The 23,391-nt window shown below is 59.8% G+C and carries 23 protein-coding genes and 3 pseudogenes; 19 read left to right on the top strand and 7 right to left on the bottom strand.

Annotated features, from left to right (window positions below; genetic code table 11):
- Positions 1-275: 275 nt before the first annotated feature.
- Positions 276-371 (top strand): annotated as a pseudogene (locus V6767_RS22095) (hypothetical protein); the annotation flags it as partial.
- A gap of 200 nt (positions 372-571) precedes the next feature.
- Here the strand turns inward: V6767_RS22095 and V6767_RS22090 are convergent.
- Positions 572-1,027, bottom strand: coding sequence for an Lrp/AsnC family transcriptional regulator (locus V6767_RS22090; protein WP_181190883.1), 456 nt, complete (start codon positions 1,025-1,027; stop codon positions 572-574).
- Positions 1,028-1,150: 123 nt separating this feature from the next.
- Here V6767_RS22090 and V6767_RS22085 point away from each other — a divergent pair, with 123 nt between their 5' ends.
- The 8 genes from V6767_RS22085 to V6767_RS22050 all read left to right on the top strand — a co-directional run bounded on the left by V6767_RS22085 (position 1,151) and on the right by V6767_RS22050 (position 8,412).
- A complete protein-coding gene (locus V6767_RS22085; protein ID WP_448475415.1) occupies positions 1,151-2,194 on the top strand; it encodes an ornithine cyclodeaminase in 1,044 nt (347 codons plus the stop codon).
- 3 nt (positions 2,195-2,197) lie between these two features.
- Complete coding sequence (ctlX, locus tag V6767_RS22080; protein WP_448475414.1) at positions 2,198-3,127, top strand: citrulline utilization hydrolase CtlX; 930 nt, start codon at positions 2,198-2,200, stop codon at positions 3,125-3,127.
- A gap of 81 nt (positions 3,128-3,208) precedes the next feature.
- A complete protein-coding gene (locus tag V6767_RS22075) occupies positions 3,209-4,138 on the top strand; it encodes a LysR substrate-binding domain-containing protein (RefSeq protein WP_448475413.1) in 930 nt (309 codons plus the stop codon).
- A 151-nt stretch (positions 4,139-4,289) separates the two neighbouring features.
- Entirely contained in the window at positions 4,290-5,060 is a 771-nt protein-coding gene (locus V6767_RS22070) for an ABC transporter ATP-binding protein (RefSeq protein WP_106312431.1), read from the top strand.
- 96 nt (positions 5,061-5,156) lie between these two features.
- On the top strand, positions 5,157-5,921 hold the full coding sequence (locus V6767_RS22065; protein WP_448475412.1) for a transporter substrate-binding domain-containing protein: 765 nt from the start codon (positions 5,157-5,159) through the stop codon (positions 5,919-5,921).
- 5 nt (positions 5,922-5,926) lie between these two features.
- Positions 5,927-6,616: an ABC transporter permease gene (locus V6767_RS22060; protein ID WP_448475411.1), complete on the top strand. Its 690-nt coding sequence runs from the start codon at positions 5,927-5,929 to the stop codon at positions 6,614-6,616.
- Complete coding sequence (locus V6767_RS22055; protein WP_448475410.1) at positions 6,613-7,305, top strand: ABC transporter permease; 693 nt, start codon at positions 6,613-6,615, stop codon at positions 7,303-7,305. Before V6767_RS22060 ends, V6767_RS22055 begins: the two co-directional genes overlap by 4 nt.
- A 75-nt stretch (positions 7,306-7,380) precedes the next feature.
- Positions 7,381-8,412, top strand: coding sequence for an arginase family protein (locus tag V6767_RS22050; RefSeq protein ID WP_448475409.1), 1,032 nt, complete (start codon positions 7,381-7,383; stop codon positions 8,410-8,412).
- A 270-nt stretch (positions 8,413-8,682) separates the two neighbouring features.
- On the opposite strand, the gene V6767_RS22045 is transcribed toward V6767_RS22050, so the two are convergent.
- Both V6767_RS22045 and V6767_RS22040 read right to left on the bottom strand, forming a co-directional pair.
- Positions 8,683-9,444, bottom strand: a complete 762-nt coding sequence (locus V6767_RS22045; protein ID WP_448475408.1) for an IclR family transcriptional regulator — start codon at positions 9,442-9,444, stop codon at positions 8,683-8,685.
- A gap of 369 nt (positions 9,445-9,813) precedes the next feature.
- Positions 9,814-10,622 (bottom strand): annotated as a pseudogene (locus V6767_RS22040) (transposase); the annotation flags it as partial.
- Positions 10,623-10,849: 227 nt separating this feature from the next.
- Between V6767_RS22040 and V6767_RS22035 the strand changes: the two are divergent.
- Together V6767_RS22035 and V6767_RS22030 are read left to right on the top strand one after the other, a co-directional pair.
- Positions 10,850-12,850, top strand: a complete 2,001-nt coding sequence (locus V6767_RS22035) for an NAD(P)-binding domain-containing protein (protein ID WP_448475407.1) — start codon at positions 10,850-10,852, stop codon at positions 12,848-12,850.
- Positions 12,847-13,149 carry an NIPSNAP family protein gene (locus V6767_RS22030; RefSeq protein WP_448475406.1) on the top strand — a complete coding sequence of 101 codons (303 nt, stop codon included), beginning with the start codon at positions 12,847-12,849 and terminating at the stop codon, positions 13,147-13,149. Before V6767_RS22035 ends, V6767_RS22030 begins: the two co-directional genes overlap by 4 nt.
- Positions 13,150-13,166: 17 nt before the next feature.
- Here V6767_RS22030 and V6767_RS22025 read toward each other — a convergent pair whose 3' ends face one another.
- Positions 13,167-14,141: a LysR family transcriptional regulator gene (locus tag V6767_RS22025; protein ID WP_448475405.1), complete on the bottom strand. Its 975-nt coding sequence runs from the start codon at positions 14,139-14,141 to the stop codon at positions 13,167-13,169.
- A gap of 150 nt (positions 14,142-14,291) precedes the next feature.
- The gene (locus V6767_RS22020; protein ID WP_448475404.1) at positions 14,292-15,077 is read right to left on the bottom strand and encodes an alpha/beta fold hydrolase; all 786 of its coding nucleotides are present in this window, start codon (positions 15,075-15,077) and stop codon (positions 14,292-14,294) included.
- Positions 15,078-15,248: 171 nt separating this feature from the next.
- Here V6767_RS22020 and V6767_RS22015 point away from each other — a divergent pair, with 171 nt between their 5' ends.
- The gene (locus V6767_RS22015; RefSeq protein ID WP_448475403.1) at positions 15,249-16,040 is read left to right on the top strand and encodes an SDR family NAD(P)-dependent oxidoreductase; all 792 of its coding nucleotides are present in this window, start codon (positions 15,249-15,251) and stop codon (positions 16,038-16,040) included.
- Here V6767_RS22015 and pcaD read toward each other — a convergent pair.
- Positions 16,035-16,826, bottom strand: coding sequence for a 3-oxoadipate enol-lactonase (gene pcaD / locus V6767_RS22010; RefSeq protein ID WP_448475402.1), 792 nt, complete (start codon positions 16,824-16,826; stop codon positions 16,035-16,037). The two genes, V6767_RS22015 and pcaD, sit on opposite strands and share 6 nt — an antisense overlap.
- Positions 16,827-16,994: 168 nt before the next feature.
- Here pcaD and V6767_RS22005 point away from each other — a divergent pair, with 168 nt between their 5' ends.
- The 5 genes and pseudogenes from V6767_RS22005 to V6767_RS21985 form a co-directional block, all read left to right on the top strand.
- Positions 16,995-18,020, top strand: a complete 1,026-nt coding sequence (locus V6767_RS22005; protein WP_448475401.1) for a TRAP transporter substrate-binding protein — start codon at positions 16,995-16,997, stop codon at positions 18,018-18,020.
- A gap of 68 nt (positions 18,021-18,088) precedes the next feature.
- A complete protein-coding gene (locus V6767_RS22000; RefSeq protein ID WP_448475400.1) occupies positions 18,089-18,556 on the top strand; it encodes a TRAP transporter small permease in 468 nt (155 codons plus the stop codon).
- A 50-nt stretch (positions 18,557-18,606) separates the two neighbouring features.
- Positions 18,607-19,887 carry a TRAP transporter large permease gene (locus V6767_RS21995; protein ID WP_448475399.1) on the top strand — a complete coding sequence of 427 codons (1,281 nt, stop codon included), beginning with the start codon at positions 18,607-18,609 and terminating at the stop codon, positions 19,885-19,887.
- A gap of 25 nt (positions 19,888-19,912) precedes the next feature.
- Entirely contained in the window at positions 19,913-20,671 is a 759-nt protein-coding gene (locus tag V6767_RS21990; RefSeq protein WP_448475398.1) for an SDR family NAD(P)-dependent oxidoreductase, read from the top strand.
- 203 nt (positions 20,672-20,874) lie between these two features.
- A pseudogene (locus V6767_RS21985) lies at positions 20,875-21,094 on the top strand (transposase); the annotation flags it as partial.
- Positions 21,095-21,119: 25 nt separating this feature from the next.
- Here V6767_RS21985 and V6767_RS21980 read toward each other — a convergent pair.
- Positions 21,120-22,279 (bottom strand): IS3 family transposase gene (locus tag V6767_RS21980; protein WP_448475397.1). Its coding sequence is split into 2 segments (ribosomal slippage): positions 21,120-22,030 and positions 22,030-22,279, totalling 1,161 coding nucleotides; the frame shifts between segments, so codons are not numbered across the junction.
- A 17-nt stretch (positions 22,280-22,296) separates the two neighbouring features.
- On the opposite strand from V6767_RS21980, the gene V6767_RS21975 reads away from it, so the two are divergent.
- Together V6767_RS21975 and V6767_RS21970 are read left to right on the top strand one after the other, a co-directional pair.
- Positions 22,297-22,545: an alpha/beta fold hydrolase gene (locus V6767_RS21975; protein WP_448475396.1), complete on the top strand. Its 249-nt coding sequence runs from the start codon at positions 22,297-22,299 to the stop codon at positions 22,543-22,545.
- A 25-nt stretch (positions 22,546-22,570) separates the two neighbouring features.
- Positions 22,571-23,391: hypothetical protein (locus V6767_RS21970; RefSeq protein ID WP_448475395.1), on the top strand; the 821-nt coding region annotated here is incomplete at its 3' end.

Genomic DNA, 23,391 nt, shown 5'->3' with positions numbered 1-23,391 from the left:
GTCATGGCCGAGCATCCCACATTCAGGTCCAAGCTTCGTTAAGTTGACGATGCCCTATATCGATATGGCTTTCGCCGCGGCGGCATCGGGCCGCCCAGGCCCGGCCGTCCTGATCGCCCCGATCGGCATATTCGTGGAAACAGCAGCGAGCCGCAACGATGCCCGGAGGGCGTCTCTCGGCACATTTCCACTCGATCGCAGCCGCCCGGACCCGGAGCGAGTTGCCCAGGCCGCCAAATCGCTGGCGTCGGCGGAGCGTCCGCTGATAATCGCGGGTGGCGGCGTGCGTATCTGGCGCGGCCGAAGAACTCGCCGCCCTCCAGGAGTCATTCGGCCTGCCGGTGGCGACGACCGTTATGGGCAAGGGTGCGGTGGACGAAAACTACCCGCTCTCGGCCGGCATCTTCGGCTATTTCATGACCAATCGCAGTCGTGCCAAGCATCCGCGACCGATGGTGGCTTCAATCAGTGCCTTTTCTACTTTTTCCGGATTCTTGTGGCTCGCGCTTTTCAAGCGTCGCTCGATAGCATTCGTTCGCGCCGGTGATGATTCTCAGAACGGCCGGCGCCGTCACACGCTGCTCAGAAGCAGGCTGGTCTCGCTGTTGGATACGCCTTCGATCATCCGGACCTCGCGCAGGACCCTGTCGAATTCCGACAGCGTCGATGTGCGGATATTGGCGACTAGGTCCCAGCTGCCGTTGGTTGTGTGCAGCGAATAGACCTCCGGCAGGCCGCGCAGCTTGCGGATGACCTGGGTCGTTGATTTGCCGACGACCTCGATCATCATCACTGCATGAACCCTGTCATCCTCGTAGTCCTCGCGCACCCGCACGGTGAAACCCATCAGGGTTCCGGTCTCGATCAGCCGGTCGAGGCGCTTCTGCACCGTGCCGCGGGCGATCCCCAGCGTGTCCGAAAGCTTGGAAAGCGAGGCCCGGCCATCGCTGCGCAGATGCGAAATGATGTCCCTGTCAAGCCGATCGGGAACGTATTTGGCCGTAGTGTGGTGGCGCTCATTGCTCAAATTGATCAGTCTCGTTATTCAAATCTACTGATAGAGAAGCAAATTTAGTACAGTTTTGCGCTTTTCGCTAGCATTCAAATCGGCATAGCCTTCCTGAAAGCATCAAAACGAAAAGAGGTTGAAATGCCGTCCCCTTCCACAAAAGCCTATGTGCCCTTCGTCAGCGTCGATAACATGATGCGGCTGGTGCACGATGTCGGCATCGAGACTATGATGAGCGAACTCGTCGAAGCGCTTGAAGCGGATTTCCGCCGCTGGGAGCAGTTCGACAAGACGCCGCGCGTCGCTGCCCATTCCCCCGACGGCGTGATCGAGCTGATGCCGACCTCCGATGGCGGCCATTACGGCTTCAAATATGTCAACGGCCATCCCAAGAACAAGCTGACGGGTCACCAGACGGTCACGGCATTCGGGCTTCTGGCCGATGTCGCCACCGGCTATCCGGTCCTTCTGAGCGAGATGACGCTGTTGACGGCCATTCGGACGGCGGCAACCTCCGCCATGGTTGCCCGTCATCTGGCGCCGAAGAATGCCGCAACGATGGCGATGATCGGCAATGGCGCGCAGGCAGAGTTCCAGGCGCTGGCGATGAAGGCCGTCGTCGGCATTAGGGCGGTCCGGCTCTACGATATCGATCCGGCCGCGACCGAAAAGACATGTCGCAATCTGGAAGGCAGCGGACTGTCGGTGAAGGCCTGCCGCTCGCCGGAGGAGGCGCTGGAGGGCGCCGAGATCGTCACCACCTGCACGGCCGACAAGCAGTATGCGACGATCCTGACGGATAACATGGTCGGAGCGGGCATCCACATCAACGCCATCGGCGGCGATTGCCCCGGCAAGACCGAACTGCATCCCGATATTCTGAGACGCGCGACCACCTTCGTGGAGTATCCGCCGCAAACGCGCATCGAGGGTGAGATCCAGCAGATGGACGAAGATTACGAAGTGACCGAATTCTGGCGGGTGCTTGAGGGAAGCCAGGCCGGGCGCACCGACGAACGCCAGATCACGCTGTTCGACAGCGTCGGTTTCGCGATCGAGGATTTCACCGCGCTCAGCTATGTCGCCAAGCGGATCAAAGGCACGGAACTCTACGAGAACCTCGACATGATCGCCGATCCGGACGACCCGCGCGATGTGTTCGGCATGCTGCAGCGGGCGGTGTGAACCATGGCGCGCCCTTTCTTCTTTTCGCCGCAGGCTGCCAGCGCCGTGGTCATGGTCCGGCCGCATCATTTCACCGTCAACACCGAAACGGCCAATGACAACCGGTTTCAGAAGGTTCCCGAAACCGGGCAGGACCTCAGGCGTCGGGCCTATGATGAAATCACCCGCGCCGGCGAAATGCTCTCTTCAGCCGGCATTGCCGTGCACATGTTCGAGGACGAGGGAGATAAGACGCCGGATTCTGTCTTTCCAAACAACTGGTTTTCCACCCATGCCGGCGGACATGTCGCGATTTTTCCGATGAAGGCTCGAAACCGGCGGCTCGAACGCCGTCCGGATATCATCGAAACGCTGAAACGCGACTATCGCGTTCAGGACGTCATCGACTATTCGGGGCTGGAAGCCGACGGTCTGTTCCTCGAGGGCACGGGCGCCATGGTGCTCGATCACATCGACAGGGTCGCCTATGTTGTGCGTTCCGAGCGCGCCGATCCGGTCGCGCTCGAGCGTTTCGCGACCCACTTCAATTTCGAGCCGATGGTTTTCGACGCGCGCGACCCGCAGGGCATGGCGATCTATCACACCAATGTCCTGATGTGCATCGGAACCGGTTTCGTGCTGATCGGCCCGGAGATGATGACCGAACCCGACCGGCGGGCCGAGATCCTCGACAGGTTGCGACGGACCGGACGGGACATCATTGCCCTCGACAACGACCAGATCGCCCGCTTTGCCGGCAATGCGCTTGAGCTTCAGGCGCCCGATCAGCGATTGCTCGCCCTTTCCACGACTGCGCTCGACGCCTTGCGTCCCGACCAGATTGCAGCGATAGAAAAGACGGCAAGCATTGTGGCGCTGGACATTCCGACGATCGAGAACGCGGGCGGCTCGGTGCGCTGCACCCTGGCGGGCATTCACCTCGCCAGACGATAGAAGCGGCCAGCCTGGGCGTTCGTCATTGCGTCAGGCGACGAACCGTCAACCAGGACCGGGCGCCAAAACATTGAGGTTGACGTGAAGGATCTGCGACATCTGCCTTTGCAGACGCTGAGGACGTTCGAGGCAACCGCCCGCCATGGCAGCATGGCGCGGGCGGCGGCCGAGCTCAACCTGACCGACAGCGCCGTCAGTCATCAGCTGCGCAGGCTGGAGGGCGATCTCGGCTATGACCTGTTCGAGAAGGCCGGGCGGGGGATCAGACTCACCGATGCCGGGCAACTGTTTTACAAGACCGTTGCGAAGGCGTTGCAGGATATCCTGTCGACCGCGGTCATGTTGTCCGAACAGCCGCTTGCCGGCGGGCGGCTGGACATTGCCTGTCCGCCGATGTTCGCCAGCGCCTGGCTTGCGAAGAATATCGCGGATTTCAGCGAAAGGCACTCGACGGTCGAGTGCCATATCCGGCTCATCGAAAATCATCTCGTCCCTGAAACGGCGGATGTCGATCTCGGCATAACTTTCGGGCAAGGCGGATGGCCAAACCGGTGGTCGGCGCGTCTCGCCGATGTCGACATCACACCGGTCTGTTCGCCGGTGCTGTTTCAGCGTCTGGGATATGCGACGCCGGATGCGGGCGCGTTGAAAAACTGTCTTCTGCTGCACCGGGATGACGGAGCCGAGTGGCGGCGCTGGCTTTCCGAATGCGGGCACAGCGATGTATTCGACCGCGCCCGTCACCTTTATTGCAGCGATCTCGGCATCGCCATCGATCTTGCGCTCAACGGCGTCGGGTTTGCGCTTGCCAGCGAAACGCTGACGCGGAACGATATTCGACAGGGCCGTCTCATAAGACCATTCGGCTTCTCGATCGATGCCTTTGGCGGCTGGTATGTCGTTGTCCACCTGCACAGCCTGGAGCGGGCCGGTCCGCGCCTGTTCCTGCATTGGCTTCTGGCGGCCTTCGGGCAGGACGACATGGTCGACACGTTACCCTCTCCCGATTGATGAAAGCAGTTCATGATTCGCTTGAGGAATGATCATTTGCGCAAAAATCCGACACGCATCTATTGTGCCTGAAAATTAGACACCGGCGTTTGCCGGTGCCCGGCCCGCTCTGCGGGAGACCTTCCGCCCGAGACATGCTCCGGAGTATGAAATGGACAAACTCGCCGTCAGCGACATTCACAAATCATACGGCCAGCACGAAGTGCTGAAAGGCGTTTCATTGCGTGCGGCCGCCGGCGATGTCGTCAGCATTCTCGGTTCCAGCGGTTCGGGCAAAAGCACGTTCCTGCGCTGCATCAACTTTCTGGAACGCCCGCATGAGGGCGAGATTGCGGTGGATGGCAAGAGGCTGGAAACGGTGCGGGACCGCGACGGCATGCTGAGGGTGCTGAACCGCGGCGAGCTGCGTCTGATGCGCACCCGCCTTGCCATGGTTTTCCAGAATTTCTGCCTTTGGTCCCATATGAGCGTGCTCTCCAACATCATCGAAGCGCCGATCAGCGTGCTGGGTCTGTCGCGGCGCGAGGCGACCGAACTGGCGAAGGCGAACCTCACCAAGGTCGGCCTCGGTCTGGACGTCCTAGATAAATACCCCACCCATCTTTCCGGCGGCCAGCAGCAGCGTGTGGCGATCGCCCGCGCGCTTGCCGTCAATCCCGAGGTCCTGCTGTTCGACGAGCCGACCTCGGCGCTGGACCCGGAACTGGTGAGCGAGGTGCTCAAGGTCATGCAGGCGCTCGCCGAAGAGGGCCGCACCATGGTGGTCGTCACCCATGAGATGGGCTTTGCCCGCCACGTCTCCACCAAGGTCATGTTCCTGCATCAAGGCCGCGTCGAGGAAGAAGGCGCGCCGTCGCGCGTGTTCGACCAGACCGAGAGCGAACGCATGCAGCAATTCCTGGCCGGACAATTACGGCATTGACCGGGCGCATCGTCACGCCGAACGCCGATAAGAAATGGCAGACCGGATCGTTCCGCAACTGCCGCTCCACCCCCGAAAACCACAGAGGACAGACTTATGAAAAGACTGCTTTCAGCCGCCGCCATCGCGCTTGCCCTTGCCGTCGGCACGGCTTCCGCCCAGACCGACGAAAAGGTGATCGTCGCAACGGACGCGACCTTCCCGCCATTTGAATCGATCGACAAGGACGGCAAGCTCGTCGGATACGACATCGACCTGATGACGGCCGTGTGCGAGGCCGCCGAACTCAATTGCGTCATCTCCAATGCCGCCTGGGAGGGGATGATCCCCGGCCTCATCAGCGGCAAATACGATGCGCTGATTTCGCAGCTGACGGTGACCGACAAGCGCCGCAAGGTCATCGCCTTCAGCGACATCTACAGCCATCCGATCTTCCGCTTCGTCGCGGCCAGCGATGCCGATCTCACGATCACGCCGGAAGGTCTTGCCGACAAGACCATCGCCGTTCAGCGCGGCACGCCGATGGATGCCTATGTCACCCGCGTTTATGCCGACTCCGATATCAAGCGCTACGACACAGGCAGCGCGCCCTATCTCGATCTGGAAAGCAAGCGCGCCGATGTTGTGCTCAGCTACCAGGCACAGATCACGGCAGGCTTCCTGGGCGGCGACAAGGCTGAAAGTTATGAGCTTGTCGGCCCGCAGCTGACCGGCGAGGACGCGCCGGAATTCGGCGAGGGCGTGGCGATTGCGATCAGCAAGAAAAACACCGCGCTTCTGGAAGAGATCAACAAGGGCCTCGAGATCGTCCGTGAAAACGGCACGCTGGATGCCCTCAACGCCCAGTATTTCGGCGACTGACGGACATGCTCGTCGATTACACGTGGACGATCCTGGCGGGAGGAGGGATGACCCTTCTCCTGGCCTTCGCGGCGCTGCTGCTGTCGACCCTGATTGGCATGGCGGCAGCGCTCGCCAAGCGCTCGCAAAGCAGGCCGTTGCGGGGTGTGGCGCAGGCCTACACCTTCATCGTCCGCGGGATTCCGGACCTCGTCATGATCCTGCTGGTGTTCTACAGCCTGCCGGCGCTGCTCAACCAGCTGTTCCAGCTCTTTGGACTGGACTGGTGGGTCGAGTTTCCGCCGCTTGCGACCGGTATTGCGACGCTGGGGCTGATTTTCGGCGCCTATATGACCGAAACCTTCCGCTTTGCGCTGGAAAACATTCCGCACGGCCAGATCGAGGCGGCGCAGGCCTTCGGCCTCGGACGGGCGCGAATCTTCTTCCGGATCGTGCTGCCGCAGCTTATCCGGCTGGCGCTGCCGGGGTTTACCAACAATTGGCTGGTGCTGGCCAAGGCTACGGCGCTGGTTTCGCTGATCGGACTTCAGGACGTCATGTTCCGGGCCAAGGGCGCAGCTGAGGCGACGGGACAGCCCTTTACCTTCTATCTCGTTGCGGGCGCATTCTATCTGGCCCTCACGCTGCTTTCCACATTCTGCCTCGCGCGCGTCGCGACCCATTTCAATGCGGGAATGAGAAAGGCCGGAGCATGAACTGGGATATCATCGCCGAACACAGCGGCCTGTTTCTCGAAGGCGCGAAACTGACACTGGTGCTGACCTTTTTCGCCCTTCTTCTGGCTTTTGCCATCGCCGTGCCGCTGTCTTTCCTGCGCAACAGCAATAACCGTGTGATCCGCGGCGCGGTTCACGCCTATACGCTGGTCTTTCGCGGAACCCCGCTTCTGGTGCAGCTCTTCCTGATCTATTTCGGCCTGGCGCAGTTCGAACTGATCCAGACGAGTTTTCTGTGGCCCTGGCTTTCGAGCCCGATGGTCTGCGTCCTGATGGCCCTTGCGCTGAATTCCGGCGCCTATACCACCGAGATCTTTGCCGGTGCGCTGCGTCATATTCCGCACGGCGAGATCGAGGCGGCGCGCGCCTTCGGCATTCCGCCGCTTGCCGCGGCGCGACGCATCCTGCTGCCGGCAATGCTGACCCGCGCGCTGCCGCTTTACGGCAACGAGATGATCATGATGCTGCATGCGACCTCGCTTGCGAGCACGGTGACGCTTCTTGAGACGACCGGCGTCGCCCGGCAGATCTCGCTCAACGACTATATCCAGTTCGAACCCTACGTGACGGCGGCCGGCATCTATCTGGTGATGACATTCGTGCTGGTCTCCGCCTTCCAGCTCGTTCAGCGCAGCTATGCCGGATACCTGCAGCCAAGACGGCACTGACCGCGCGGACGATCCGCATTCAAACAATGAAAGACGATCTGCCCGCGTCCCGGACCCGGCAGACAAGGAGAAGACATGACTGAATCCGTCGATCTCGGCGTTCTTTTCGGCGCAGCCGCTGACACCAAAACCTTCCTCGGGCTGGACGCCTGCGGCGATCTGACGACGCTCGACGCCCCGATCGCCATCATCGGCGCGCCCTGCGCCACGCCCTATGCCAGCGCCGGTGCCTATTGCCGCAATGGGCCCGATGCGCTTAGGCGGGCAACCGCGCCCCTGACAGCCAATGTCGACCATTTCGACTTCGACCTCGGCGGCCCCGTGTTTCCCGAGGCCGGGCTGCGCGCCGTCGATTGCGGCAACCTGCCCTTCGACGAAAACGATGCGGCAGGCAACCGGGGCACGATCCGCAAGGCCGTCAGCACGGTCGTCTCACGCGGGGCCGTTCCCGTCCTGCTCGGCGGCGACGATTCCATTCCGATCCCGATGATCGACGCGCTGTCCGAGACCGGCCGGAAATATACCATCGTTCAGATCGATGCCCATATCGACTGGCGCGATTCCCATATGGGCGAGACCATGGGGCTGTCGTCGACAATGCGCCGGGCATCCGAAATGGGCCATATCGAGCGGATCATTCAGGTCGGCGCGCGCGGCATCGGCTCGGCCAGGGCGTCGGACGTTGAGGATGCCAGGCGGTGGGGCGCAAGCCTCTTTACCGCCCATCAGCTCGATCGCGACGGCCTCGCGCCGGTGCTCGACCTGATCCCGGATGGTTCAGATGTCATCGTCTGCTTCGACGCCGATGCGCTCGATTCGACGCTCGTGCCGGGGGTGATCGCGCGTGGCCCGGGCGGGCTTTCCTATTTCCAGACCCTCGACCTTCTGTTCGGGATTGCCGGGCGTGGCCGCATCGCCGCGATGGATTTCGTCGAATTCATGCCGGAACGCGACATCGACGGCTTGGGCGCGCTGTCATTTGCCCGCGTCATCACCTCCGCGCTCGGCATTCTGGCGCGCCAGAGCGCCGTGTCTGCTCACCGACGTGTGAGGCAAGAGGAAAACGTAGCTTCTGCGCACGATCATCTCGCAAACCGTGATGTATGATATGCCGAAATGCTTTCATGCTTCGCGCTGGCCCATGCCGCCGTCGCAAGCCGCTCGAATCTGAGGATATAATTCCATGGCGTGTGCCGCTTGACCCTCCTTGCACCGCGCGTAAAAGGGAAATTGGGCGACTTTCGCGCAACCGGCAACTGGATTATCCAGCCACAAGCTCATCGTGATTGCTGTCGCCAGAAGGCCGGTCACAATCACACACTCAGTTCTTGAAATCACCGCTCCATGGCGCTCAAGTCCGCTCGTGCAAATATAGAGCTAGATATTGCGTTCGATCTTGCGGGCGGCATCCTTGAGCAGATGACGGTAGCGGTCGATGTCGGCCTGCTCCGTGCGGAAACTCGGGGCGACGATATTCAGGCAGGCGAGCGCCATTCCGTCGAAGCCGCATACCGGAACGGAGATCGCGACCAATTGGTCGCTAACCTCCCCGTAACTTACGCAATAGCCGTTTGCCCGGATCTTCCTGAGTCCCTGAAACAACCTCTCCTTCTTCGTGATCGTGTTCGCGGTGAAGCGCGTAAAGCTTTCCGGCAACAACGTGTCCCAGCTCTCCTCGGGCAGGAAGGCCAAGATCGTCTTGCTCGAGCCCGCATAGAGCGGCCTTCGCTTGCCGATATCGGCATGGACCCTGAGATCCCGCGATGGTTCAGCCTTGGAAATGCACAGGGTCTCGGTATTGAGCCGGATGCGCAACTGCACAGTTTCATTGGCCTTGAGCGCGAGTTGGTCGAGAACCGGCTCCGCACGTTTGACGAGATCAACCTGGGTCGAGGCGGCGCTGCCGAGCACCAGCATGGCCGTGCCGAGCCGGTAGCCGCCTTTCTGTGACCTCTGAAGCAGACCACGCCGTTCCATTGTACGTAACGATCGCAATATCCGAGGTTTGCTTTCGCCCAGTCTCCGTGCTGTTTCACTGAGGGTGATATCGGCCGAACCGGCGATTTCGATCAGAATTGAAATCGCAAGGTCAACTGATTGTATATAATCAATATTATTTATTTTTTCTACTTTGTCCAAGCCGCTCTCCGATCACTCGCTCACCGCGATCGCGGCAAAGATGGCGCGCACCGTACACGCCGTAGTTAAACACGGCGAACCCTATCGCCCCTTCTTCGAGGGGGTGAGCCCAGGCGGAAGGACCTCTCTCTGACATGAGCCGTGGAGGCAGGCATCTGACCTCGTAGATAATGTTCGGGCTTCCTGCTTGGGAATTGGGATCTCGTATTAAGGACGGTGAGGGCCGCCATCGCGCGGACCCTGTGTTTGCTATGGAAGAGATCATGTCTTGACGGCAGAGCCCGTCTGGGCAATCTTGACAAGGCACCCGGGATACCGGATGCCCTATGACCTGCTGACCTAAGCAGCCAGATTTTCTCGACATAGGACGTTGTCTGAGACAATCATGCCGGGCTTGCCGCGCTGCTCGATCAGCGTTGTCAATTCTCGTGCGACACGGCGACCATAGATTGACGTATCAGGTATTGCTGCCAGGCATTCGCGCGTCACGTCATCGACGATGTTGAGCACGCGGAATCGTCTGCCGCAGGCGAACTGATCGTGAACGAAATCCAGCGACCAGCGGGCATGTGCCTTTGCTTCGACGAGGATCGGCGCACGCCTTCCGACAGCACGCCTCCTGGCTTTGCGCTTGCGCACGGAAAGACCTTCCTCCCGATAAAGTCGGTAGATGCGATTGATGCCGGACGGCTCTCCATCACGCCGAAGCAAAATGAACAGCCGTCGGTATCCCAAACGCCGACGCTCATTCGCCAGATCGCGCAGCTTCGTTCGCAGTTCGACCTCCGGTGGTCGGCAAGACCGATACCGAACCGTTTTGCGGTCGGCGGAAATGATTTGGCAGGCCCGCCGTTCCGAAAGTCCCATGGAGGCCTTCAGATGCGCAACGGCTTCACGCTTGGCGACGGGCCCTACCATTTTTTTGCTAGAAGCTCATGAAGCACGGCTGTGTCCATCATCTGCTCGGAGAGCAGCTTCTTCAGATTGGCATTCTCGTCTTCAAGCGCCTTCAACCGCTTGGCCTCGGACACTTCCATGCCGCCAAATTTGGCTTTCTAGTTATAAAACGTCGCTTCTGAAATCCCGTGCTTGCGGCAGAGATCGGCCGCCTTCGCGCCAGCCTCCTGCTCCTTCAGCACACCGATAATCTGCTCTTCTGTAAATCTCTGCTTCTTCATCATGTCCGTCCTCAATGGGCCGGACTCTAATCCATTCTGGAGGAAATTCTCAGTGGCAGGTCACATTCATTGAACCGTTGGGGAATCTGTCACGACAAAATCAAATTCTCTTATCCGAACCATCATATCAAATTACTTCTAACAGCCACGCGGGTCGATATCCTGCCCTCAAGCGAGAATGCCCTCATGCGCAGGGCCTCGAAGATTTTTGGGAGGATGATCGAACGATGGCAATGATGACGGTTACACGGCAGATCAACTATCAGAGCATGGCGAAGGAGGCGGCGCGTGACCCGGCCGCGATGCGCGCGGCGCTGGCCGAGGCGGATATCGCGCCGCTTTTGATGGTGCTGGCCCAGTTCGGGCGCGCGGGCGACCTGCTTGAGCGCGCTGCGCCTCACATTCACGGTGCCTGGAGCTTCATGGAAGACCTACCCGCGCGGCTGAAGGCCGATATCCGGGAGCGCGTTGCCGATACCATGCTCGAATGCGCCCACGGTCCCGATGCGCTGCGGCCGACATTCGATGCCGATGAGTTGCGACGGATCTTCAGCCTGTGCGTCGGTCAGGATGTGCCTGCGGAATATATTCCTCTGCTGATGGAGGAAATGCAGTTTTCCGACGAGGACAGCCGGGCGCTCAAATGGAGCGCGCCGTCGGGGCCGAAGCGGCGCAAGAATTTCAAAGTCATCATCATCGGCGCGGGTTTTGCCGGGATCTGCGCTGCGATCCGGCTGAAACAGGCGGGCATCCCCTATGTTGTCATTGAGAAGAACGACGCCGTCGGCGGCACCTGGTATGAGAACACCTATCCCGGTTGCGCCGTCGATACGCCCAACCACTTTTTCTCCTATTCCTTCCGTCCCAATAATGACTGGAGCAGGCATTTCTCGCAGCAGCCGGAAATTCTGGACTATCTGTCGAAGACGGCCGAGGAATACGGCATTCTCGGTGATATCCGCTTCAATCGCGAAGTCACCGGCGCTGATTATGATGCCGATTCCGGGCATTGGACTGTCAGCATGCGCGGCGCTGGCGGCAAGGCGGAAACGCTTGAAGCCAATGCCGTCATCACCTGCGTCGGCCAGCTGAACCGGCCGTCCATTCCAAAGCTCAAGGGGCTGGAGACATTCAAGGGGCCGGTCTTCCATACCGCCGCCTGGAACCATTCGGTCGATCTCAAGGGCAAGCGCGTGGCGATGATCGGGACCGGGGCAAGTGGTATTCAGGTTGGTCCGTCGATTGCGCCCGAAGCCGCCAGATTCACGGTGTTCCAGCGCTCGCCGCACTGGATCATGAAGAATGACAATTACCATAAATCGGTGACGGAAGGGCATCGTTGGGCGCTTCGCAACATTCCCTTCTTCACCAACTGGAACCGAGCCCAGCTGTTCTGGGCCTCTTCGGACGGCTTCCATGACAGTCTGCGTATCGACCCGGAGTGGGATCAGCCGGACGTATCGCTGAATGCGGAAAACCATCAGATGCGCGAGCGCATCATCGCCTATGTGCGTGAACAGCTTGACGGCGACGAGGACCTGATCGCGAAGGTGCTGCCGTCCTATCCGCCCTACGGCAAGCGCATGCTGCGCGACAATCACTGGTTCAAGATGCTGAAGCGCGACAATGTCGAGCTGGTAGCCGGCAACATCACCGAAATCACGCCGAAGGGTGTCGTCGACAAGGACGGCCACCTGCATGAAGCCGATGTGATCATCATGGCAACCGGATTCAATGCCGGAAAGATCCTCTGGCCGATGGAGATTCGCGGACGGGAAGGACGCCCGATCCGCGATATCTGGGGGGATGAGGACCCGCGGGCCTATCTCGGCATTTCCGTGCCGGAGTTTCCCAATTTGTTCGTGACCTTCGGTCCCAACACCAATCTCGCCCATGGCGGCAGCGCGGTGTTTCATTTCGAATGCCAGGTCAATTACATCGTCAAGGCGCTGAAGGACTTGATTGAAAGCGATGCCGATACGCTGGAGGTCAGGCGCGATGTCCATGATGATTTCAACCGTCTCGTCGATGAAAAGTGCCGGAACATGGTCTGGTCGCATCCCGGCGTGAACAACTGGTACAAGAATTCGTCCGGCCGAGTCACCGTGACCTCACCCTGGCGGCTGGTCGATTACTGGCAGCTGACCCATGATTTCAAACCGGAAGAATATCTGTTCGGCACGGCCGGTGAAGGCGCTGTCAACAAGACGATGGCGGAGGTAAAATGATCGAGGAATTAAGGGCTTATGTTCCCCATGAAGGCAAGGCGGAGGCGCTGCGGACGCGGTTTATGGATAAGGTGCGCCCGATCTTTGCCCGGCTTGGCATAGAGCTGGTGGCCACCTATTCCAAGCCGGCGGAGCCGGAGGAAACCTGGTATCTGACGCGGTTTCCCGACATGGCCACGCGCGATGCGTTGTGGGATCGGTTCAAGACGGACGAGGAATGGCTGGCGATCAAGGCCGCCAGCGAAACCGATGGCCCGCTGTTGAAGGAGCAGCGCATCTCCGTTCTGGAGGTTTTGTAGAAACGGGGCGGCGAACACTACGGCTTTGCGCCGGGTTCGTCGTCCGGCTCTTCGGCGATATCGAGCATGGCGCGGATGCGCATGCCCGCGTCTTCCACCGCCTGTTCAAGAATATCGGCGAAACGATGGGCCACGGCCGTCATGCTGGATTTCGAATTTTCCACCAGATGCAGTTCGAATTCGAGTTTCGGCGCGATGAGCGGATAGGCGAAAATCCGCTTTTCCCGCATATCGCGCAGGATCGAGATTGCCGGAAAGACGCCGCACCAGTCGGAAGCCTGGGCAAATTCGAGCGAGGCGACGAAGCCGTCGATCTGGACAATGTGATTGACCGGAAGCCCCTGACTCTTGATATGCATGAGAAGCTGGGTGCCGAGACGGTGCTGGTTCGACGGGCAGATGAGCTTGAGGTCGCGGATCGATGAAATGTCGAGCGGGGTGAGGTTCGGCCCGTGGACCGGCATGCCGCAGGCCAGCATGACGACGTCGTTGTACACATGGCGGTGCGGAAGCTGGGAGTCGAGGTCGGGCACCGCGCCGAGCGCGAAATCGAGTTGGTCATTGGCGACCATTGCCGTGAGTTCGCCGGTATAGGCTTCGGTCAGATGCACTTCGACATTGGGGTAGCGGTCGCTGAATTCCGCCAGACACGGGCCGATAATGCCGCGGTTGAGCGATGGCGGCAGCCCGACGCGCAGCAGGCCGGAATATTCTCCACTCTTGCCGAGATCGAGTATCTCCTGCTTGGCCTGGGTCATGTCGCGGATGATCGGAAGGTAAAGCTCGTAAAGCCTGCGTCCGGCCGGTGTCGGCTTCACCCCGCGAGAGGTGCGCTCGAAAAGCTTGGTAGCCAGTTCGTCCTCAAGCCGCCGGATCTGCATGCTGAGCGCGGGTTGCACGACATGAGCCTTTTCGGCCGCTTTTGAGAAATTGCGCTGCTCATAGACATGCACGAAATACTGGACTTGCCGCAGATCGAGAAAGTGGCGCATGTTCCTCCCGCCCTTTTTTGCATGATGAAGTCCGGCCGGGTTTTTGTAAATTGTTCGGGCCGGGCTTCTTCCTTGCACGGAAATGGCGCGCAGGGCAAATGAACCGGCAGGGCATGCCCCGCCGGTTCCGAAATCAAAACATTGCTGGCATCAGCCCGCATTGACCGCCTTGAGAAAATCGCCGACGGCTCCGGCCGTCGCGGCAGCCTGTTCGGCATGGGGCAGATGGCCGGCATCGGCGATGATTGCCTTGCGGGCGCCGGGGATAAGGCCAGTCCACAGGCCGGCATAGGCGGGCGGATTGAGCGCGTCGCTGTCGCCCCAGACGATCAGGCTCGGCACCTTGACGCGGTGCAGCCATTTGCCGAGATCGGGATTGGAGATACCGTTCTGGCCGCCCAGCCGCGCCACGGCCATATTGTTCTTGACCTGATTGGCAAGCGCGGCCGCATCGACCGGCGCCGACAGGATCTTGTCGGCGATCGCCTGGTTCTTGAACAGGATGCGGGTGTTTTCCTCAAAGCTGAGCGCGAAGGGATTGGCGGTCGGGTTTTGCTGGTCCTGCAGGCCGGATGGGGCAATCAGGGTCAGGCTTTTCAGGCGGGAGGGATTGCGGATCGCGATTTCGGAGGCCAGCCAGCCGCCCAGCGAATTGCCGATCAGGTGGAAGTCCTGAAGCTCCTCCTGCTCGATCAGGTCGAGGTAGAAATAGGCCAGATCCGACATGCTGCGGATTGAGGCCGGACTGTCGGACTTGCCGAAGCCGGGATGTTCCACGGCCATGAAATCGCCGATTTTCGACATCGCGTCAAAGAAGGGCGTCCATGCTGCAAGCCCCGCGCCGCCGTGAAGAAAAAGGATGCGTCGGCCTTCACCGCCACGGAATGTGCGCACGGCAATATCCGTGACTTTGAGCGTTGCGACAGTATGCGACAAGGCGTGCCTCCCTCTTTACGTCGATTTTGCATTTGTCAATTTGGCGTCCAGTGTGCAGCAAACCGGAAATGAGCGGAAATAAGTCCGCAAGATTGCTGCCATCATTCAATGTTATAGGTTTCCTTGAGAAGAATCGGTCATCTTCCCGGCAAAGCCAAAAGGAGGATGCGGATGCACTATCACCCCTATTTCGATGTCAAGGACAAGGTCGCGCTGATAACCGGCGGCGGCGGGGGACTGGGGCGGGCCATGGCCATGGCGCTTGCCGAAAATGGCGCTTCGGTTCATCTGGTCGACCGGGACGGAGAACAACTCGCTGCCGCTGCCGCCGCGTTCAAGAACCATGGCCTGTCCTGTGCAACGCATATTCTCGATGTGACCGATCTTGCCGCCACGCGCGATGTGGTCTCGGCCATTGCCGGCCCGTCCGGCAGGCTGGATATCGCAATCGCGGCCGCCGGACTTTCGGCAGGGCCGGGGCCGTTTACGCAGCAGGGCGAAATCACGGCGATTGACGAGAGCCGGTGGCAGGCCGTGCTCGATGTCAATCTGACCGGCGTTCTGAACACGATCCGCGCCGCCGCAGATCCGATGATTGCCCGGCAATCCGGCCATATCGTCGCCATCGCCTCGGATGCCGCGCTGCGCGCCAACCCGATGACGGGCTATGCCTATGTCGCCTCGAAGGCAGGCGTTGCCAATATCGTGCGTCAGGCGGCGATCGACCTCGCCCGGCATGATATCCGCGTCAACGCCATCGCACCCGGCCCCTTTGAGACCGGGTTCGGCGGCGGGCGGCTGCGCGAGAGCGAAACCCAGGCGCGTTTTGCCGAACGCATTCCGCTCAAGCGTATCGGCTCGGTGGATGAAATCAGGGGGCTGACCCTGCTGCTGTGTTCAGGGGCCGCAAGCTTCATCACCGGCGCGGTGATGTCGATTGATGGCGGCGTGACCGCATCATAGGCTTTCAACGAAGTTTTCGATGAGAGCGGCCAGCGCATCCGGCCGCTCCACGGCCAGCATATGCGCGGCGGGATCGAGGACTACCAGTCGCGCGCCGGGGATCCGGTCGCGCATGGTCTCGTGTACGGATGGCGGGCATCCGGCATCCTGTTGGCCCGCAACCAGCAGCGCCGGGCAGGCGATGGCCGGGAGTCTCTCGCTCAAGTCGGTTTCCGCGAGAACGGTGCAGCAATCGGCATAGCCTTTGTCGGAGGTCTCGCCCACCATTGCCACGAGCCGTTGTGCCGTTTGCGGATCGGTCTGGCGGAAGCCCCCGGTAAACCAGCGTTCCATGGATGGAACCGCGAAAATGGCGCTGCCGTTTTCGAGTGTTGCCGCCGCGCGCTCCCGCCACATCTGCGCGGGCAGGAAGGCCGATGCGGTCGCGCACAGCACAAGGGCTGAGACACGATCAGGATGTGCGATCGCCATGGCCTGAGCGGTCAGCCCGCCCAGCGAAAGCCCGACAACCACACCCTTGTCGACGCCGGCGGCATCCATGACAGCAATGGCGTCCTCGACCAGCCCGTCAATGTCCGCCACTCCGTCATTGCCGGTGGAGCCGCCATGTCCGCGGGCATCGAATCCGAGGGTCGCGAACCTGTCACCCAGCGCTTCCACGACCCCGTCCCACATGGAAAGATCCGTGCCCAGCGAGTTGATGAACAGAAGACAGGGCGCGCCGCTTCTTGCGGCGGTCCCGTATCTGTAGTTTATGTGTCCTCCCGGCGCGATTGCGAATGGCACGTCGTTCTCCTTTTCCAAAGCAGCACACTGTTCGGGAAAGCTTTCCGTTGGTTGGGATCGCGGTCAAATCATCAAAAGTGATGACGTTTATCAAAAAACTCGATTTGGTATTCGGCGAGGACCGATCCATGAATTGATTATTGAAATTGCCATTCAAGGGAGGAGACAATGGCGAAACTGGGTTCCACCGCATTTTTTGCGAGCGCCGCTCTGGTAACGGTTCTGGCGGCTGCCGCAGGTGCGCAGGCCGCTTGCGATCCGTCTGCCGCCGGCAAGACACTGAAGCTCGGCCATGTTGTGCCGGCCGATCCGAATCACCCCTATCATGCCGCCGCGCTGATGATGAAGGAGGATGTCGAAGAGGCCAGCGCCTGCAAGATCCAGATCGAGATCTATCCCGCCGGCCAGCTCGGCGGCGATCGCGGCATGCTCGAATCACTCAAGATCGGCACGCAGGACATGGGCGTCATTTCCGGCCCCGTCGCCTCGGCCTTTACGCCGGTGCTCGATGCGCTGAGCCTGCCCTGGCTGTTCGGTGGCGATCTTGATTTTCAGTACGAGATTCTGTCTGGCCCGGATGGCGACACGCTGTTGCAGGCGTTTGAAGACGATACCGGCATTGTCGCGCTTGGTTATGTCTTCCAGCCGTTCCGCAATTTCGTTTCCGAAAAGCCCATTGAGGACATTGCCGATTTCAAGGGCGTGAAGGTCCGTTCGATGGAAAATCCGCTGCATATGGAAACATTCCGCGATATCGGCGCAAGCCCGACGCCGGTGCCGTATCCCGAGCTTTACGGCGCGCTTGAAACCGGCGTTGTCGATGCCTTTGACGGTGATGTGATCGGCGTCTATGGCGGGAAATACTACGAGGTCGCCAACAATATCACGCTTTCCAATCACTTCACGACCTCGCCGGTCATCCTGATGAGCCAGTTCGCTTGGAACGGCCTCGACGAGGAACAGCAGGGCTGGTTCCGCGAGGCTGCGGCAAAGGCGTCGGCGCGCACGCTCGATATCACCAAGGAGTTCATCCCGGTCTATACCGAGAAACTCGAGGCTGAGGGCGTGACCTTCCACACGATCGATATCGAAAGCCTGCGTGAGGCGACCAAACCGATCTACGACGAATATCGTAACAAGTCACCGGAGATCGCGACTTTCCTCGACGCCGTCGAGGCCGCGCGTTCAAACTGAGGCCCTGCAATCATGCCGGACCGCCATGGCGGTCCGGCGCACGGGCGAGACCGGTGGAAGGCAAGAACATGGAAAGACTGAGCAACGGACTGAACAGGATCGTTCTGTCGGTGGTGCTTGCGATCATGGTGGTCGAAACGGCTGTCGTGTTCTCGGCCGTTTTCAGCCGGTATGTGCTCAACAATCCGTTTTCCTGGTCGGAGGAGCTGGCGCGTCTGTTTCTGGTCTGGATCGTCTTTCTGGGCCTGAGCTGCGCCTATGCGACCGACAGCATGGTGCGCATTACCCTTCTTGGTGATCTGGCTGGCGCCTGGGTCGAAAAGGCGGTGATGGTGATTGCGGATATTCTGATTTTGATCTTCAGCGTCGTGACCCTCTGGTATTCGGTCCGGCTGGGACAGATGACCGGTTCCCAGACTCTGCCGAGCCTGCAGATACCGCTGCTTTGGGCATCGGCCGCCATTCCGGTCTCCTGCGTTGTCGTTGTGATCCATGCCATCAGGTTCCTGATCTGCGGCCATCCCCGCAGCCGATAATTGCGCCGGAAGACGCCCGGCCGGATTTCTTGCCCGACAGAGAGGCAGACATGCTCGTTCTATTTATCGTCTTCGCTGTACTGCTGGTGATCGGCATCCCGATCGCCTATGTCATTGGCCTCTCCTCACTGGTCTATCTGGTCACCAGCGGCAATCTCAACATGCTGCTCGTGCTGCCGCAGAAGCTGTTTCAGGGCGTTGACAGTTTCGTTCTGCTGTCGATCCCGTTCTATCTGCTCGCTGGCGAACTGATGAATGCCACGGGGATCACCGTGCGCCTCATTCACTTCTTCAACGTGCTTTTGGGCCATGTTCGCGGCGCGCTCGCCTATGTGAATGTCATTTCGAGCATTCTTTTTGCGGGCATTTCGGGAACCGCGACCGCCGATGCGGCGGCAATTGGCGGCGTCATCATTCCGGCGATGAAGAAGGAAGGCTATACGCCCGAATTCTCTGCAGCGCTGACCAGCGCCGCCGCAACCATCGGACCGATCATCCCGCCGAGCATGATCATGATCCTTTACGCGGTTTTCGCCAATGAATCGGTCGCCGCTCTGTTTGCCGCAGGCATCGTGCCCGGTCTGCTGATGGGGTCGTTTCTGCTGTTCGCGATCTGGCTGCGGGCGCGGCGCGGCGATCTGCCGGTGGCGCGCGAGAAGGCGAAGATGGCGGAGATCAATACCGGTTTCCGCGATGCCGTGCTGGCGCTGGTCATGCCCTTCATCATTCTCGGCGGCATGCTGGGCGGCGTGTTCACGGCGACGGAAGCGGCGGTGGTCGCGGTTGTCTACGCGATTTTCCTCGGCGTCTTCGTCTATCGCAGTCTGACCTGGGAAGGCTTTGTCGAGGCGCTGCGCAAAAGCGCGATCATGACCGGCAGCCTGCTGTTCATCGCTTCAACCGGCGCGCTTTTCGCCTGGATCATGGCGACCGAGCAAGTGCCGGCCAAGGTTGCCGAAACCATGCTGTCGATTTCGGACAATCCGCTGGTTTTTCTGCTGCTGGTCAATCTGCTGCTGCTGATCATCGGCACTTTCATGGATACGCTTGCGGCGCTGATCATTCTGGTGCCGGTTCTGCTGCCGATTGCGAATTCGCTTGGCATCAGCCCCATCCAGTTCGGGATCGTGCTGTGTTTCAACCTCATTCAGGGGCTGATCACACCGCCGCTTGGCATCGTGCTGTTCATTTCCTCGCAGATCGCGGGCGCGCGATTCGAGCGGGTGGTGCGAGCGCTGCTGCCCTTCCTGGTCTGCAACCTGCTGACCCTGCTTCTGATCACGCTGTTTCCCCAGCTGACGCTGAAGCTGCCCGAACTGTTGGGCTATTGATCTGGCATAGTGTGGGAGAAAACCGATGCGACGCTTTGAAGAAAAAACCGTGATCGTGACCGGAGCGGCCCAGGGGCTGGGCGCGGCCTATGCCGTGGCCTTTGCCCGCGAAGGCGCTAATGTCGCTCTTTTCGATATAGGCGACCTTGCCACCAGCGTGCAAGCCGTTGAAAAAGCGGGTGGACAGGCTCTGGCACAGCCGGTCGACATCACCGACGGGCTTGCCGTCAAGGCCGCTGTCGAACGGGTCGCCGAAACCTTTGGGTCGGTTGATATTCTCGTCAACAATGCATCGATTTCGGGCATGCTCAGCCTGTGTTCCTTCACCGGAATCAGCAGCGAGGAATGGGACCGCGTGATGTCGGTGAACGTTCGCGGCACCTTCGAATGCACCAAGGCGGCAGCCCGCCACATGCGTGAGAAGGGATATGGCAAGATCGTCAATGTCGCATCGGGGACGGCGTTCAAGGGAACGCCGGGGCTGATGCATTATGTTGCGTCCAAGGGCGCGGTGCTGGCTATGACCAGAGCCATGGCCCGTGAACTGGGCGCGGATGGCATATGCGTCAATTGCCTGGTTCCGGGCCTGACGGCGACCGAGACGATCAGCGCCAATGCCTCCTGGGACGACGACGCGGTGAATGCCAATATCGCTACGCGCGCCCTGAAACGGGAGGCCGTGCCTGCCGACCTCGTTGGAACGGTGCTGTTCATGGCCTCGCCCGAAAGCGATTTCACCACCGGCCAGAGCTTTGTCGTGGATGGCGGCTCTGTCATGACCTGATAGGGCTTTAGGCTAGATGGTCGTACCGTTTTTAACCGCCATCAAAAACATGGACGCGATCCGCCAGCGTACACAGACTGATCACAGTTGCAAACGCAGTCTCCGAGGAGATCAAACAGCTTAAGAAAGAGTTGGTTCGCGTCACCAAGGAGCATGATATCTTAGAGACTGCCTCAAAAAGAGCTGTTTGATTTCAACAGGTTATGATTCCTTCGGATTTGCAAAGATTCGATGGAGAACACGATGGTCTGGAGCGAAATCATCCGTCGGCAATATGCCCGGCGAATTGGAAGCTACGCAAGCGATATGAGGGATCGGGAATGGGCTCTGGTTGAGCCTTTTCTACCAATGCCGCGCCGTCTTGGACGCCCGCGGACCACGGATTTTCGTGAGGTCGTCAACGCTCTGCTTTACATTGCCACTGACCTGCACCCCTTGCGTCCCTCGTTCAATTTGAGAGTCTGCGGGTTAGTGATTGGTATTTTGGTTGGTCTGCGTGGGCAAGGGCCTGTGCGGCTTCTGCATCAAAACCTTCCATTTCTCGCCGCACTTCGATGGGTGTCTTGTTGCCCAGCGATGAGTGCGGCCTGACATTGTTGTAGTCGTATCGCCACAGGGCCAGTTTCCGGCGCGCTTCCTCCAACGTGTCGAACACCTCTTCATTCAACAGCTCATCGCGCAAGCTGCCATTAAAGCTTTCGATAAAGGCGTTCTGCTGCGGCTTTCCCGGGTCGATATAGTGCCACGGGATGGAGCGCTTGTCGGCCCATTGCAAAATAGCCCGACTGGTGAACTCCGTCCCATTATCGCTGACGATGCAAGCCGGCTTTCCATAAAGACGAACCAGCGCATCAAGCTCCCGAGCAACGCGTGCACCTGAGATGCTAGTATCGGCAACCAGGCACAGGTTTTCCCGGCAGCAATCATCAATCACCGCCAACACGCGGAATTTGCGGGACGCGCCGAAGCTGTCCGACAGGAAATCGAGTGACCAGCGGGCGTTGGGAGGTGCGGCCTGCGGCATCGGCGAACGTGAGCCACGTGCCCGTTTCCGTCCGCGTCGGCGTCTCACGGACAGCCCCTCTTCACGATAGAGCCGATAGAGCTTCTTGTGATTCATGATCATACCCTTGCGCTCAAGCAGGACGCCGATCCGGCGATAACCAAAACGGCGCCGAACATCGGCGATATCCTTCATCTCCTTGCGGATGTCCGGGCAGTCCGGCGGGCGGTGTCGCCGGACAGTCTTCGGGTCGACACTGACAAGCCTGCAGGCGCGGCGTTGCGAGATGTCGTGATCCCGCATCGCACGCAGCGCTGCATCTCGCCGCATGCTCAATGTCGTCAGTTGTTTCCCAGGAGGTCCTTCAGCACGGCATTGTCGAGCATCGTATCAGCCAGTAGCCGCTTGAGCTTGGCGTTCTCGTCTTCCAAAGCCTTGAGACGGGCGGCTTCGGAAACCTCCATGCCACCATACTTGGCCTTGAACTTATAAAAACTCGCCGGGCTGAGGCCGTGCTTGCGGCAAACCTCCGACGTCGGAAGACCAGCTTCCTGTTCCTTGATCATCCCAATAATCTGCGCCTCGGTGAAACGGCTCTTTCGCATAAATCTGCTCCATATGATTGAGCAAACTCTACATCAAAACGCGGGACCATGCGGGGTGCAGGTCACCACGACTGGCCGCCAATGGCGGATGCACCCTTTATTCATTCGGGGATCGGATAGAGTCTTGGGAGGAAAAAGCACTGGCGCTGACAACGGCCAAGCCCCTTATCGTCGTCGGCTGCTCTGTCGGTGGGTCATGTGCTTTGGAGGTGGCAGCACTTGCGCCTGATCGTGTCGCCGCTCTCATGTTTTCAGGTCGCCGCTGAAGGCGGATTACCCTGAAAACGAAACGTGGCGCTCAAAGCCACCTATTCGAAACCCTCAAGCCGCTGCCGTGTCTCGGTGGCGTATACGTATTTGCTGTTCACAGCAGAATTGACGGCAGCACAGGAGTGGAAAATGAAAACCTGTAAATCTTCGCCGGTGTTGCTGACGGTCATTCTCGCTTGGGTCAGATACGGCCGGTTGCGGAAGCCATCTTTTCCGCGCGCGAGGTTCCTGTCGGCGTGCGGCTTTGCCGTTGCGAGTCTGCTCTCCGTTCCCGCTCACGCCGAGCTCATCAAGGATCCGGATGACCAGTTCTGGCGAGATCTCTCGCAGGTCTTTGCGGAAGAAACGCCAGACTATGACCAGATCGCACGCCAGACGCCGGAATACCGTCAGGCTGGCGAATTCGATAAAGGCGATGTCCTTGCGGAACAGGTGTCAAAGCTGAAACGGATTAAAACCGATTTCGGATCGGACTCGCAGGTGCTGTTCCGCGCAGCCATTCGTCTTGATGACTATGATGTCGAAAGAGGCGGCTTCCCGATTAATCTCTTCGAGCCGGGTATCTATCTGGACGTTGGAAGCGGGCTGCGTTTCTCCAATGCTTCCGACTATGCCGTTCTGCCGTCCACCCCCGAAGAAGGACGGGAGATCAGGCAGAAAGAACGGGCATCATCAAGTTCGCCATCCGGACTTCTTCTGGCCGGCGACTTCCGAATGGATCCCGGACATCGCGGAGGTATGCTCGCGACGCTCTACCGGTTTGATTATGTCGACGGCAATGACACGGTGCTAGGCGGTGTGGACGGATTGCCGCAGTTTGAAGAAATGGGATTCCCCGGCTG

Source organism: Martelella sp. FLE1502 (assembly GCF_053484255.1).
This window is presented reverse-complemented; position numbering and strand designations above follow the sequence as displayed.

Coding starts and splice junctions, on each gene's coding strand:
- V6767_RS22050 (WP_448475409.1), top strand. CDS start 7,381: ATGACTGAATCCGTCGATCTCGGCGTTCTTTTCGGCGCAGCCGCTGAC.
- V6767_RS22035 (WP_448475407.1), top strand. CDS start 10,850: ATGGCAATGATGACGGTTACACGGCAGATCAACTATCAGAGCATGGCG.
- V6767_RS22060 (WP_448475411.1), top strand. CDS start 5,927: ATGCTCGTCGATTACACGTGGACGATCCTGGCGGGAGGAGGGATGACC.
- V6767_RS22030 (WP_448475406.1), top strand. CDS start 12,847: ATGATCGAGGAATTAAGGGCTTATGTTCCCCATGAAGGCAAGGCGGAG.
- V6767_RS22085 (WP_448475415.1), top strand. CDS start 1,151: ATGCCGTCCCCTTCCACAAAAGCCTATGTGCCCTTCGTCAGCGTCGAT.
- V6767_RS21990 (WP_448475398.1), top strand. CDS start 19,913: ATGCGACGCTTTGAAGAAAAAACCGTGATCGTGACCGGAGCGGCCCAG.
- V6767_RS22055 (WP_448475410.1), top strand. CDS start 6,613: ATGAACTGGGATATCATCGCCGAACACAGCGGCCTGTTTCTCGAAGGC.
- ctlX (WP_448475414.1), top strand. CDS start 2,198: ATGGCGCGCCCTTTCTTCTTTTCGCCGCAGGCTGCCAGCGCCGTGGTC.
- V6767_RS22015 (WP_448475403.1), top strand. CDS start 15,249: ATGCACTATCACCCCTATTTCGATGTCAAGGACAAGGTCGCGCTGATA.
- V6767_RS22005 (WP_448475401.1), top strand. CDS start 16,995: ATGGCGAAACTGGGTTCCACCGCATTTTTTGCGAGCGCCGCTCTGGTA.
- V6767_RS22000 (WP_448475400.1), top strand. CDS start 18,089: ATGGAAAGACTGAGCAACGGACTGAACAGGATCGTTCTGTCGGTGGTG.
- V6767_RS21995 (WP_448475399.1), top strand. CDS start 18,607: ATGCTCGTTCTATTTATCGTCTTCGCTGTACTGCTGGTGATCGGCATC.
- V6767_RS22065 (WP_448475412.1), top strand. CDS start 5,157: ATGAAAAGACTGCTTTCAGCCGCCGCCATCGCGCTTGCCCTTGCCGTC.
- V6767_RS22025 (WP_448475405.1), bottom strand. CDS start 14,141: ATGCGCCACTTTCTCGATCTGCGGCAAGTCCAGTATTTCGTGCATGTC.
- V6767_RS22070 (WP_106312431.1), top strand. CDS start 4,290: ATGGACAAACTCGCCGTCAGCGACATTCACAAATCATACGGCCAGCAC.